9 protein-coding genes are annotated in these 14104 nt (G+C 37.2%); 2 read left to right on the top strand and 7 right to left on the bottom strand.

The window, feature by feature from the left end:
• Nucleotides 1-119: 119 nt before the first annotated feature.
• From ACXAG7_RS00745 to ACXAG7_RS00715, 7 genes are all read right to left on the bottom strand, one after another.
• Nucleotides 120-1307, bottom strand: coding sequence for a hypothetical protein (locus tag ACXAG7_RS00745; RefSeq protein ID WP_476665601.1), 1188 nt, complete (start codon nt 1305-1307; stop codon nt 120-122).
• Nucleotides 1308-1401: 94 nt separating this feature from the next.
• Nucleotides 1402-3768, bottom strand: coding sequence for an ABC transporter permease (locus ACXAG7_RS00740; protein WP_476665600.1), 2367 nt, complete (start codon nt 3766-3768; stop codon nt 1402-1404).
• A 53-nt stretch (nt 3769-3821) separates the two neighbouring features.
• Entirely contained in the window at nt 3822-6239 is a 2418-nt protein-coding gene (locus ACXAG7_RS00735; RefSeq protein ID WP_476665599.1) for an ABC transporter permease, read from the bottom strand.
• A gap of 1 nt (nt 6240) precedes the next feature.
• Nucleotides 6241-8637, bottom strand: a complete 2397-nt coding sequence (locus tag ACXAG7_RS00730; protein ID WP_408043604.1) for an ABC transporter permease — start codon at nt 8635-8637, stop codon at nt 6241-6243.
• 15 nt (nt 8638-8652) lie between these two features.
• Nucleotides 8653-9354, bottom strand: a complete 702-nt coding sequence (locus tag ACXAG7_RS00725) for an ABC transporter ATP-binding protein (protein ID WP_476665598.1) — start codon at nt 9352-9354, stop codon at nt 8653-8655.
• A 73-nt stretch (nt 9355-9427) separates the two neighbouring features.
• A complete protein-coding gene (locus ACXAG7_RS00720) occupies nt 9428-9841 on the bottom strand; it encodes a hypothetical protein (protein ID WP_476665597.1) in 414 nt (137 codons plus the stop codon).
• 8 nt (nt 9842-9849) lie between these two features.
• Nucleotides 9850-11100 (bottom strand): efflux RND transporter periplasmic adaptor subunit, encoded by a 1251-nt coding sequence (locus tag ACXAG7_RS00715; RefSeq protein WP_476665596.1) that lies wholly within the window; start codon nt 11098-11100, stop codon nt 9850-9852.
• Nucleotides 11101-11264: 164 nt separating this feature from the next.
• On the opposite strand from ACXAG7_RS00715, the gene ACXAG7_RS00710 reads away from it, so the two are divergent.
• Nucleotides 11265-12635 carry a sigma-54-dependent transcriptional regulator gene (locus ACXAG7_RS00710; RefSeq protein WP_408043600.1) on the top strand — a complete coding sequence of 457 codons (1371 nt, stop codon included), beginning with the start codon at nt 11265-11267 and terminating at the stop codon, nt 12633-12635.
• On the top strand, nt 12635-13957 hold the full coding sequence (locus tag ACXAG7_RS00705; RefSeq protein ID WP_476665595.1) for a sensor histidine kinase: 1323 nt from the start codon (nt 12635-12637) through the stop codon (nt 13955-13957). Before ACXAG7_RS00710 ends, ACXAG7_RS00705 begins: the two co-directional genes overlap by 1 nt.
• Nucleotides 13958-14104 lie beyond the last annotated feature (147 nt).

Below are 14104 nucleotides of genomic sequence, written 5' to 3'. Positions count from 1 at the left end.
TTTTAGATTAATAATATTATTAAACCGAGAAGGCACCAATGGTGCCTTCTTTTTTGTTTTAGAGTACTTTTTAAAGCAAAAAAAAGACACTGATCAGTGTCTTTTTCTATTGTTATATATTATCTAAACTTATTTCTCGTTATGATGTACTTCAATTTTTCCTTGACATCTCGTCCAACATCGTAAATCATTTGATCATTGCTAGGAAATTGAACCGCTCTCAATTTCGCCAGGTCAATAAATTCGGTAGCCAATGCTCTTCTATCTCCCTTATAGGTTCCATAGCGATGTTCAAAAACAAATTCACTTTGCAGAGGAAAATGCTGCACCACTTGTCGGCTGTAATTATCAATAAAACGAACTTGTCCGGCTACTTTCACCCATTTCGACTGGGTAAACCTATAAAAATGACAGGTAGCTTTGATGTACTTGTCCACTTTTATACTATTTCCTAAACTGTCTTTTACCTGGTTCCCTTTACTGTCAAGCAAAAAGGTTTTACCGTCTTTAATTTGCTTTTCCCTAACGAATTCTTTTTCGTGTATTTGCTCTGGAGAAATATTGATATCTCTAAATAGTAATTCTAAAGTAAAATCGTACTGTTGTCCACGACTTTTTTTGCTGTGATACACCGTCCAAAAATCATTGAGTCCATAGGTGTCAAAATTTAACAAATCATCTTCTAAACGTCTTGGAATGACCTTATCGGTCTCATTTTTCATTGAAACAAAGACAAAATCAGTACCGATGGCATGTGCCTCCTGCATCAGCGCACGAACGTCGCGGTAATTTGGGTTAAGGCGCTCAAGCCTTGCTAAATCGTCATACACCCGGCGGTAGTCCCCTTTGTTACGCGATTGGAACACAGCTTTGGCCTGATCGTAGAGATACGCAGACAATTCATTTTTAGACTCGATAATCAAATCCGTATAATTTTGCATGTCAAAATCAGCATATTGTCCAGTTGCCATGATCTTTAATGGTAAAATCGGCTTAATTTTTTCTTGACGCTGACGAAGTCCTTGATACAGCTGATAGATGCGTTCAAGATTTTCCGGATTTCGTTCTTTTTCTAAAAAGGAGATACTTTCTTGATCCCTCGCTGTCGCTTTGTAAAAAGCCTCCTGTAACATGGTCACGTAGGGCTGGTATTTTTCTTTGTGCTTGTTACCTCCTAATTTTTTAACTGCTAAGTTAATGGCCTCGTCGTAGTTTCCTTTACTGATAGCTTTTTGGGTAGTTTTAATACTGCTACAGCTCACAAGGAACATTCCCAAACTGAGGAAAAAGAATATTTTTTTTTTCATAAATGCTTACTAGTATAGTTTTGTATGCGGCTACCTTTGCAATTAAGATGCCAAAGTATTTGCCACTACAAAACTATACTATTTTAGGAAGCAATTATTCAAATTTTAAATATTTTATCAGGTTTACTTTCGTCGCTTTAAAGGCCTTTAGGCCCACCACTATAAAGACGAGTACAGCCAAGATAATTGGGGTGATCACGAACGGAATTACCGGCATATCAATGCGATACACAAAATTGTCTAACCACTCCTGCATAAAGAAATAAGCAATGGGAATTAAAACGACTGATGCAATCAGTGTAATTTTTAAAAATCCTTTCATTAATTGCAACATGAGCTCTTGCACACTCGCCCCCAAGGTCTTTCTAATCGCCACCTCTTTTAAGCGCTGTTGTATGGTTAAGGTAGCCAGTGCGAAAAGCCCTAATAACGAGATGACAATTACAATATAAGTGAGTATTGAAAATAGTGTTTTTTGACGTGTGTACTTCCTAAAAGTACGTTGGAAATTCTTATCCAGAAAACGATAGCTAAAAGGATAATCTTGCTCTATGTTTTGACGCCAAAATTTTTCGACAAATTGCATGGTTTCCTGAATATTCTCGGGATTTACTTTAAGCTGAATATTGTAAAAATTATATTCCTTAATCCAATCAAAGGTATTCCAATGGCAAAAGAAGGTCGGTGGAATTTTACGATCCAGTCCAAAAACGTGGTAATCTTTTACTACTCCTACTACGGTGTACTTATCAATCTCATCATCTGAAGAGAAACCGATTTTGATCTTTTTACCCAAGGGATCCTGATAAATTCCCAGTTGTTTCGCCATCGTTTCATTAATGAGCACATTGCTAATTGTATCCGAAGCCAAATTAGGGTCTAGCTGACGTCCTTTATGCATTTCAATAGCTACCATATCGAGGTAATTAAAATCGATTGCATTGGAATTCGATTGTGCCAAATTATCTCCATACGAGGTATTCGTGGAATTGGAACTCCCTCCATTCGGAACAAAGAAACTACTAGAAACTTCCTCGATATGCGAGTGTTTGATGAGTTCCTTTTTTGCCAGTTGATATTTGTCATAACGGTCTTCTCTAGCATTCATAGTTATCATGACAACTTGTTCTCCCGCAAATCCCAAGTCTTTTGCCATCATATACGCTACTTGTTGGTAAATTATTATAGATGCCGTCAGGAAAAATCCAGAAATCAAAAATTGAACACCCAGCATGATATTTTGAGCAAAAATTCCTTTTCTACTTCTTGAAATACTTCCTTTTAATACTTCAATAGATTTGAACTTAGCCATGTGCAAGGCGGGAAAATAACCTATAATTAGGGCAATGAACACGTTTACTAAAAATACCTGAAATACTGCTGTCAGCTCGTTCCAAAGCACCAGCTCCTTCCCTATAAATTGATTGAAAGAAGGTAGAATTAGTTCAACTATCAGCAGTGCAAATACAAAGGCGATACTTGCTTTGACCAGTACCTCCAACATGTATTGACTCATCAAATTGAATTTCGTAAGCCCTAAAGTCTTCTTAACTCCAACTTCTTTTGCTCGTTGACTCGCCGATGCCAAAGAGAGGTTGATAAAATTGACACAGGAAATAATAAGTAATAAAACTGCCAGTGACAACATGATTACTATGAGTTTATAATTTCCTTTACCCTCAGGTCCACCTTCTTCGGTATAGCTATCAAGTCGTATGGTATTCAAGGGTTCCAACAATACTTTTGTTCCGTACTTACGTTCCCATTCTGCTACACTCAAACCATCTTTTTTAGCCTGGGGTTCAGCTTGTTTTTTTACCCACACCGCGTTAAATTTTTGTTCTAAGGCGGGAATATCAATAACGTCATTGCATTTCAATAATAGATTGTACGAAAAGCTCCCCCAATGGCCTTCGGGCTCCTCTTGGAATTGGCGTACCATATCGGGTTCAAAATAGTGCTTGCCTGTTATTTCGTAAACAGTAGTCACGATATAACTAATGTTTTCGATTTCTATGCTTTGTCCTATAGGATTGGTTTTCCCAAAATAGGTCGTCGCAAGCTTTTTACTCAAGGCTATGTGGTTTTTCGCTTCTTTAAATTTAGACTTAGAACCTTGAACGATCTCAAATGGAAAGAAGTCAAAAAAGCGAGCATTTCCCATTAATATATTTCGAGTATAGTGTTTTTTATTTCGATACGTTACCAAATCGGCATCGTACCATCCCCTACTCAAATAAAAATCCGCTACCTCCGGCACTTCTTCCAAATAGGTTTTCCCTTCTATTGCCGTACTTGTTGTCCATATTTGCATGTCCGACATTTGATGTACAACTCGGTATACTTTGTCCTTATAAGGGTTTGTACTATTGTAACTCTTTTCATCTTTTAAATACAACAATACCAGCAGCAGCACTCCCAAACTAATGGTCAATCCAGAAATATTCACTGCAGTGTTCAACCAATTCTTTTTTTGGTTTCGAAAAAATAGTTTAAACCAAGTTTTTAACATGTTTATTCAAACTTTAAATAGTTAATCAAATTAATTTTAGTGGCTTTATAAGCCTTTCCTCCTACTACTAGGATCACCAATATCACAAGGATTACGGGTGTAGCCAAATAAGGCCACCAAGGCATGTCAATGCGATAAACAAAATTATCGAGCCAGTTTTGCATAAAGTAATAGGCAATGGGGAGCATAATGAAAGAGGCAATTACAGTAACTTTGATAAAGGATTTTAGTAATTGGGTCATTATTTCTCTAACAGAAGCTCCGAGTGTTTTTCGAATGGCCACTTCTCTCAAACGCTGTTGTATATTCAAGGTGGCCAATGCAAACAACCCAAGTAATGCCATCAGAATTACGATTGAAGACAATACGAAAAACATCACTTGTTGTCTTTTGTATTTCTCATAGGTTTTTTCAAATTTCTTGTCCAAAAATTCGTAACTAAATGGATATTTATTGTCGATGTTCTCCTTCCAAAAACGCTCTATATCCGCAATAGTTTCCTCCATATTTGGCGTTGTTTTCAGTTTAAATTGTATGGAATGAATCCAATTTTTAGTGAACGGAAAGGTATTGGGATGCACAAAGAACATCGGATCAATTTTTTTATCGAGCCCGTCAAAGTGATAGTCTTTAACCACACCGACAACCGTCAGTTTACGATCATCGCCTTCGTCAATCCACCCTAAACTAACTCGCTTTCCTATCGGATCCTCTGCAATTCCTAAACGCTTTGCTGCAGTCTCATTTATCAATAAATTTTGAATGGTATCCGAAGCAAATTTTTCAGACAATTCACGCCCTTTAACCATGTTTAAGCCTGCAAATTGTACGTAATTAAAGTCAATACTATTAGCTCCGGCATTAAAGCCTTCCTCTTTGTATCGCAATGCAGTACCATTCATATTTCCTTCACCGGGAACTAACATACAGGTCGAGATATCAGCAACTCCAGGATGTGAAGCTAAGGCGGCTTTGATACGTTGGTATTTTTCATACTCATCATTGATATTAAAAACACTCACATCTATTATTTGCTCTTTTTGATAGCCCAAATCTTTAGTAATGATAAAACTCATTTGCTTATAAATAACGAGTACTCCAATTAAGAAGAACCCAGAAATTACAAACTGTAACCCTAGCATTGCATGGCGAAGGGTTCTACCTCGTCTACTTCGAGCGTAATTTCCCTTAAGTACTTCCACCGCTTTGAAGTTCGACAGATATATAGCTGGAATGCTTCCAATAAATACACTTAACACTAGGGTAATTACCCAAACGGTCAAGGCAATAGCTTCATCAAACAAGCTGAGTTCTTTTTGTAAGAAATCGTTCACATAAGGCAAGCTCAATTCCACCAAAACTAAGGCGATTAAAAAAGCGAGCATCCCTTGCACCAAGATTTCCCATACGTATTGGAACTGCAATTGAAGTTTGGAAAGTCCCAATGTTTTCTTCACTCCTACTTCCTTAGCTCTTTGACTCGATGCAGCTGTAGAGAGATTGATAAAGTTTACACATGAAATAACTATGAGCAGTACAGACAAGCCTAATAAGGTAATTAACAACTCGTAGTTTCCTTTTCCAGAAGGTCCGGCATAATCGGCAATGTGGTGCAAGCGAATATCAGCAAGACGTTCCAGACCCGTGGTCATAAAACCATAGCGCGATCGCCCTTCTTCGATACTCAACCCCATCTTATCCAATTCTGGTTTGATATTGCGTTCTAGGAGTACTCGGTCCATTTTTTTCTCCAGCTCATCAATAGCCGTTCCTGACTGGATTTTACAAAACAATTCGTTTTGATAATTTCCCCAGTGCTCTTCAAAAGGGGTAGCAAAAGGCACTAAAACCTCTGACTCATAATGATTTTTTGTCGGTGTTTTGTAGACACATGCGACGGTATATTGTTTCTCGTCCATGGTCAGCATTCTACCCACTGCCGATTCATTAGCAAACAAGGCGGTCGCTACCTTTTCGGAGATTGCGATGTGTTTTCGAGTCTTCGAAAAGTTATCGATGCTCCCCTCTAGGATGTCTAGCGGAAAAAAGTTAAAAAAATTCGGCTCGGTAAACGTGAGCTTTTCCGTAAAATAATGCTGTGTATTATTGCTGAGTACCCGTCCTCTATAAAAAGGAGAAATCATAATGGTTTCGAGTACTTCAGGAATATCTTTTTCATAGTATATCATTTGACCAGAAGTACTGGTATACCAAATCCCATTATCTGGTTTGATGTTCGCTACTCTATAAATATCGTCTTTATAGGGATTCCACTGATTGTATCGCTTTTCATCTGCCATATACAACAGTACTAATAGCAGCCCTGCCAATCCCAGGGTCAAGCCCAGAATATTAATAAAGGTATGTATTCCATTTTTTCTGCTGTTACGCATAAAAAGGGTGAGCCAAACTTTAAACATTTTATTCAAATTTTAAATGTGAAATTAAATCTACTTTTGTCGCCCTGTAGGCCTTAAACCCAACCACCATAATAACTAGGCATAGCAGTACCAAAGGACTGAGCATATAGGGCCAGATGGGCATGGATATTCTGTAGGCAAAATTGTCTAACCATTGATTGAGTCCCCAATAGGAAACGGGTATCAACACAGCAGTGGAAATGAGTACTACCTTGACAAAATTTAGCAATAAGTCAGCCATCAATTCACGTACAGAAGCTCCCAGTGTTTTTTTAATGGCCACTTCTTTTAAACGCTGTTGAATTACCAGAGACGAAAGTGCAAGCAAGCCCAGCAAAGAGACACTGATAATTATGATTGTCAAAACACTAAAAAACAATTGTTGTCTTTTATAGGTTTCAAATGTCTTTTTAAACTGCTGGTCTACAAAGCGATATTCAAATGGATACCCAGGCTCTAGCTCTTCTTGCCAAAACTTGGTAATCTCATCCAGTGCTAAGGGTACTTTAGTCAAATCAAGCTTAAAGTGCACGGCGTTAAGATTGTATTTTAACCAATCTATGCCAGAATAATGTAGGTAAAAAACGGGACGAATTTCACGTTCAAAACCTTCGAAATGATAGTCTTTTACCACTCCCTTTATGGTGAACTGTTTTCCAAAAACGGTTACCGTTTTACCGATTGGTGCTTGGATACCTAATTTAGAAATGGCGGTTTCATTCATAATTATACTTTCGGCTGTAAGCGCCGGAGTATTAGAACTAAAGGAATTCCCCTTTACAAACTGAATATCCAACATCTTAAAATGACCGTAATCAACAGTATTCATTTTGCAGTCCACCAAAGCATCTCGATATTCCACATTGTTGGAGTTGTCTTCATCTTTTCCTGGGGTTTCTAAACTAGAAGAAACACTAATGACATAAGGTTTCTTCTCGAATTCCGCTTTAGCCAGTTGATAGCGTTGCCATCTGTTTTCACCCTTTGCCATGGGTACCACTACTACTCCTTCACCAGAAAATCCGAGTTCTTTAGTATTCATAAAGTTGACCTGTGATTTTACAATCAGTGCGCCGATTAAGAAAAATCCTGCGAAGAATAATTGAACTGCAAGCATGGTATTTCGAAAAACCATAATACTCTTTGGGCTTCCTAATTTTCCTTTTAAGGCAGTAAGTGTTTCCATTCTTCCCAAAAATCCACTGAACAGGATTCCTACCAGTAAACTTATCAGCAAGGCAATTCCGACAATTTTAACAAATAGCATTCCTGTAATAACAGAGACGTTCAAACCAAAATAATCGTTGAACAGGGGTAAAACAAACTCAGCTGTTCCAAAAGCCACTACTACAGCAATGCCTATTTGTAGGGCTATTTCACCTGAGTACTGCAAGTAAAACCATTTTTTTGCCAAGCCCAATACTTTCTTAACGCCTACTTCTTTCGAGCGTTTTACGCCATTGGCAAAAGAAAGGTTGATAAAATTAATGGTAGATATCAGCAGTATGAGTAATGCTAAGGAAATACTAAGCATTAGAAATAAATAGTTCCCCTTCCCTTCTAAGGGACCTAAGTCACCTTTCCCATGAAGGCGATAGTCAGCCAATTTTTCTAAAAAGGGAACGGATCCGCTTCGTTCTAAATAAGCATCCAAAGAGATTCCTTCTTGCGTTGCTTCTTTTTGATAGTACTCATCTATAAATACTTGTAGTATTTTCTCTTCGACATTGGCAATCACTGCATCATCGGCTATTTTGTAATAGGTATACTGCGAGTAGGCTCCCCAATTATTGGCTTGATTTTTATTCACACTGTCCCATATCACCACCTGTGGTAAGGTTGTAGAGGCCTTTTGCTGCTTAAAAACTCCACTCACCACATACGTATCTTTTCCTATGCGCAGTGCTTTGCCTATAGGATTGCTTTTCTGGAACAGGTGTTCACTTACTTCCTCAGCAATAACAATGGAATTCTTGGTTGCGAATAACTCGTCTTTATTTCCCTTACGTATTGGATGTGGGAAAAATTCAAAAAAATTAGGTTGTGCATACAGTATTTTTTTTGAGAAAAAGCTACGCTCTCCTACCTGTAGCAAATCTTCCATATACCAAGACGGCATACTAAGCGCATCCGTTATTTCAGGGATGAGCTCCTTACACTTGGCCGCTTCTGGCTGCGTACTATCATCAAAAACCTGACCATCAGAAAAACGATGTCCCACTTTATAGATGTGATCTTTATGGGGATTCCAAGCATCGTACGCCACTTCGCTGTCATAATATGACAACCCGATCAGCAAACAGAGCAATCCCAAAGACAATCCACCTATATTAACAAGGGTACTCATCCAGTTTTTGATACTATTGCGATAAAATAATTTAAACCAAATTCCTATCATTTGAGCGCGTATTAATTACTGCACAAGAACATCAACTTCCTGCTTATTCGATGTCTCCGATACAATTTCACCATCTTTTAAAGTCACGATACGCGAAGAGAATTTTGCATCGTATGACGAGTGAGTAACCATAATAATGGTCGCTCCACTGCTGTGCAATTCTGTAAGTAGTTCCATTACATCATTTCCGCTCTTACTATCGAGATTCCCCGTTGGCTCATCCGCTAAAATTAATTTTGGATTCGTTACCAGTGCTCTAGCCACGGCAACGCGTTGTTGCTGTCCTCCTGACAATTGCAGTGGAAAGTGTTTTGCGCGATGGGCAATTCCGATACGCTCTAGGATTGCCTGTACACGCTCTTTTCTTTCCGAAGCTTTTACCTTGTTATAGATCAAAGGCAACTCGACATTTTCAAAAACCGTTAGCTCATCGATAAGATTAAAATTTTGAAACACAAACCCTATATTAGCTTTACGTACACCAGCGCGTTCTTTTTCGGTATAGCCAGCCACTTCCAATCCATCAAAGGAATAACTTCCTTCATCTGGTCCATCTAATAATCCTATGATGTTTAGTAACGTAGATTTACCACAACCGGAGGCTCCCATGATAGATACAAATTCTCCTTCTTTTACCGTCAAACTCAGGGAATTTAAGGCCGTTGTTTCTACTTCTTCTGTTCTGTAAGTTTTTACTAAATTCTCAATTGTAATCATCGTATGTTATTTTTTATTTCTTATTATCTTTAATTCAATAGTGGTGAGATTTGAGGCTCCCACTTGCTTTAACTTATTCTACTGTCTCTTTCTTTTCTTTAGGTTGCTGCTCCATCCAATAACATTGATAGGTTCCTTGTGCATTACTCCCTTTTATTTGCAGGCGATATTGCTCATTACTAATCACTGGAAGCACCAGAATTGCTGCACAACGACGGTCTACAACACCCGACTTCCACAAAGCTTTTCCTTTCGAATCCACGATCTCAAATACCAACTCCCCTCGTGTGAGTTTCGCATCGATAACCACACAAACCCGTTCGGTATGTATACTTGCCAATGAATGCGATTTATTCCCGGAAAAGTTACTGAACTTAGAAGTTATTTCCTGTTTGTCATTTCGGGGTCCTTCTGTAGTTAAAGAGCCCAAGGTACCACTTGCAATACACCCTAAAAACCAAGTAGTTAAAATAAACACTAATCTCATTGTCGCTATTATTTTTCGTTAATATTGAGTTGTTCCATATCCTTAAAATCATCATAACTAGAAGTAATTACCCGATCACCTTCTTCTAACCCGCTCAACACCTCATAGTAAAATGGGTTTTCTCTTCCAATTTTAATAGTTCTTTTTACAGCCTTGTTGTCAGCGTTTACAACAAATACCCATTTGCCATTGGTAGACTGATAAAACGGCCCCTTGGTAATCAGTAAAGCTTTGCTATTACTCGACAAGAATACCTTACTTTTTAAGCTCATTCCTCTTTTTAAGTTTGCAGGCATACTATCGTTTTTAAAACGCAGCTCCACTGTAAAGCGCCCATTCACAACTTCGGGATAAATTTTATGCAATTCAATATCATGCGGGGTGTTTTCCACAGCAACTTTCCCTTTAATTCCTTCTTCTAGCTTAGCAATATAATATTCATCTACTTTGGCTACCAATTTATAGCCATCCATCACAGCAATTTTCCCTACCGACTCTCCTTGATTGTAGTTTTGACCTAATACTGGATTAAATGAAGACAACAAACCACTAACAGGAGCTTTAACCGTAAAATTTTCTTTGTTCTTTCGCAACAAATCAAGACTTTTTTGCATGTTAGTTATCGAGCTATTTATGCGTTGTAATTGAACATTTCTACTTTTTTTACCTTCTGAAACAGATTGTTTTATAACACCGTTACGTTCTTTTTGGTAGATGAATTCTTGGTTGGATTTTTCATAGTCATTTTTAGCTACCACGCCTTTTTTATACAACTTACTATCTAATTGAAACTGACGTTCGGCATTTTTAAAATCGTTATCTATTTGTAATAATTGTTGATCGAGATTCAATTGTTGATTGGTAATATTTACACGAATATTTCTCAAATTATTTATCTGTTCAACTATTGCTGTTTCTTGAGTGAGGTAATTGAGTTCTGCCGATGGGTTGTATACCTTTAACATAGGTGCTCCCTTCTTAACCATTTGACCGCTTTCAACAAATACTTCAGCCACAGAACCACCCTGAATTACATTTACTAATACCGATGTTTTGGGCTCCACGGTACTGTTAAAAAGTATGACATCTTCAAATTCTCCCTGACTTACCGCTCGAATACTCACTTCATTGCGATCTAGATTTACTTGTTTTTTTCGCGTCAAATTCATCAATAAGATTCCAACAAGTACCACCGCGGGAATTCCATAAATAAGCATCTTTTTTGAGGATTTATTTTTAGGTTTCAACTGTTTGTCCATAATAGTTTTTTTGTGTTGCTTAGCTATATGCGACAAATGTGCCAACAAAAAAACAACGATTTAATTCATTAACAATCAATAGTTTAGATTGTTTCGAGTTTTGAAAAGTGTTCGTATTCGAACAATAATTTGTTCACTATCATACAATTATGTAATTATGTAGTATGAGAAAAAAAGAAGCTACCATATTAATAGTAGACGATGATGATGACATCCTGTTTTCAGCACGTATCAGTTTAAAAAAATACTTTACGGCCATCAACACCCTCAACAATCCTAAAAAAATTAGGGAATTCTTATTGAGCAATCCAGTAGATGTAGTATTGTTAGACATGAATTATCGAATAGGATTTGAAGATGGTAAAGAAGGATTGTATTGGCTTAAGCAAATAAAAGAGTTAAGTCCGTCAACAACTGTGGTACTCATGACTGCTTTCGGAAGTGTACATTTGGCTGTGGAAGCGATTAAGCAAGGAGCCACTGACTTTATTTTAAAACCTTGGAATACCGAAAAACTATATGCTGTGGTTAATGCCGGTGTTGAATTGGCAAGGTCTAAACGAAAAACACATCAACTACAACATATACAAGAAGTTAAAGACAAAGACTTCCATCATAAAACGGAACATATCATAGGACGAGCTCCTGCCATGGAATCGGCTATTAAGTTGGTTCATAAGGTCGCCCCCACCGATGCGACTATTTTAATTCTGGGTGAAAATGGAACTGGAAAATACGTATTTGCGAAAGAGATTCACTTAAAATCAAAGCGGAGTTCAAAACCTTTTATACATGTTGATTTAGGAGCGCTCAATGAAAACATCTTTGAAAGTGAATTATTTGGCTATGCCAAAGGAGCCTTTACAGATGCACATAAAGATACCATAGGACGATTTGAGTTGGCCGAAGGAGGTACCATCTTTCTCGATGAAATAGGAAATCTTCCGCTTCACCTTCAATCAAAACTGTTGACTGTGATTCAAAACAGAAAGGTTACTCGACTAGGAGAAGGAAAAGAACGGGCCATCGATGTTAGGATCATCTGTGCTACCAATGCTCCTATCCACGAAATGGTTAACAACCAAACGTTCCGACAAGATTTACTTTTTCGTATTAACACTATTGAACTAAACCTCCCAGCATTGCGAAATCGACAGGAAGACATTCCGTTGCTCGTCACTCATTTTTTGGAAAAACTAACAAAAAAATACCGCAAACCTATTGCTAAAGTTAGTAAAGAAGCCATGCAAACGCTTTTGAAATATCATTGGCCTGGAAATATCCGCGAAGTAGAACATATAATTGAGCGTGCTGTTATTATCAGTGATACAGAAATCATTCAAACAGAAGATCTCCATTTTTCATCACAACAACTACCCGATGCCAAACTGCAATCGCTTAACCTCGAGGAAACTGAAAAATTATTAATTCAAAAAGCGCTAGAAAAACACCAAGGCAACATTTCTCGTGCAGCTAAAGAACTCGGTTTAACCCGCGCGGCTCTGTATAGACGATTAGAAAAACATCAATTATAATGGGAACTAAACATTATATACAACTCACAATCCGACTACTACTGTTTTCAGTGAACTCCGTTGCTATCTACATGAGCATACGATACAATTACCTAATTAACAGCATTGTATTTGTATTGGTCCTTTTATTTCAAGCGTATCTCATTATTGATTATGTTAAAAATGTACTCCTTGAAGTAGAAAAGTCTATTGACTGTTTACTTCACAACGATTACTCAAATACCATTTCTTCAGCCAAAAGAAACGTTCCTCTCTACAACAAAACAGCACTCTTACAAGAAAAGTATAGAAAACAAAGTCTTAGAAAAAGTTCTGAAGAATTAATATTTGTCAATATTATTGAGAGTTTATCGATAGGTTTACTCATTTTAAGGAGAGATCGTAACCATACGATTGAAGTATTTCAGTTAAATAATGCTTTTATTAATTTTCTTCAGATTCCCAAAATGTACAAATGGTCTTTACTAAAAACAAGATTGGGTAAACTCAATGAATTTCTGGAAGAGTGGCGCGAATTTAAACATACCATTACCTTAAAAATTAACAAAAAAGAAGAAACATTTTTTATAAAATCGTCAATTACAACGACCAATTCATACGAGTACTGTGTTATCAGTTTGGAAACGATACAGCAGTTGATTGATAAAAAAGAGAAAGAAGCTTGGTACAAACTCATGAACGTAATGTCGCATGAAATTATCAATACCATTACTCCTATTAGTAGCTTGGCTGAAAACTTATACAGTATTTTACAAGATGATCCTGAGGATGAAGATACTGTTGAAGAACTCGCCCACGGCCTACAAGTAATAAAAAGACGATCGAGCCATTTGACCAGTTTTGTAGATACTTATAGGAAATTAGCCGAACTACCACTACCAGCGAAGGAACAAATTGATCTTAACCAACTGATAACAAACACCCTTTCGCTATTTCAAGGAGATTTTGAAAACAATGCTATCAAGGTAACCGTACAAATTCCTGATAATAGCACTGTCCTTGCCGATAAAAATCAATTGGAACAAGTGATTATAAATATTATTTCGAATTGTATCTATGCATTATCCGAAGTAAAAGAACCTCTAATTACAATTCAAATTGTTCATGAGCGTTACCGTACCCACATTCATATTACCGATAACGGTATCGGAATTTCAGAAGAAATTAAGGCCAATGTATTCGTACCCTATTTTACTACCAGGAAGGATGGTTCAGGTATTGGACTCACCTTAAGTAAGAGTATTATTGAGGCACATAACGGGAGTATCCATTTTGTTTCATCAAAGGGTAAAACAACATTTACATTGAGCCTATACACCTAACTACATTCATCCCATAATTTAAAAGCCTAGTTATCAAATGATACTTAGGCTTTTTTTATACAACATAGCTAGATTTTAAAAGGACGTCCTATACACCTAATAAAATCATACCATACTTATAGGTTACATCATACGACCTAATGGAAT

Source organism: Tenacibaculum sp. AWR4_210 (assembly GCF_056160945.1).
Note: the sequence above shows the minus strand (reverse complement) of the source record. Positions and strands in the feature narration are given on the sequence as shown.

Coding starts and splice junctions, on each gene's coding strand:
- ACXAG7_RS00710 (WP_408043600.1), top strand. CDS start 11,265: ATGAGAAAAAAAGAAGCTACCATATTAATAGTAGACGATGATGATGAC.
- ACXAG7_RS00705 (WP_476665595.1), top strand. CDS start 12,635: ATGGGAACTAAACATTATATACAACTCACAATCCGACTACTACTGTTT.
- ACXAG7_RS00730 (WP_408043604.1), bottom strand. CDS start 8,637: ATGATAGGAATTTGGTTTAAATTATTTTATCGCAATAGTATCAAAAAC.
- ACXAG7_RS00735 (WP_476665599.1), bottom strand. CDS start 6,239: ATGTTTAAAGTTTGGCTCACCCTTTTTATGCGTAACAGCAGAAAAAAT.
- ACXAG7_RS00715 (WP_476665596.1), bottom strand. CDS start 11,100: ATGGACAAACAGTTGAAACCTAAAAATAAATCCTCAAAAAAGATGCTT.
- ACXAG7_RS00725 (WP_476665598.1), bottom strand. CDS start 9,354: ATGATTACAATTGAGAATTTAGTAAAAACTTACAGAACAGAAGAAGTA.
- ACXAG7_RS00720 (WP_476665597.1), bottom strand. CDS start 9,841: ATGAGATTAGTGTTTATTTTAACTACTTGGTTTTTAGGGTGTATTGCA.
- ACXAG7_RS00745 (WP_476665601.1), bottom strand. CDS start 1,307: ATGAAAAAAAAAATATTCTTTTTCCTCAGTTTGGGAATGTTCCTTGTG.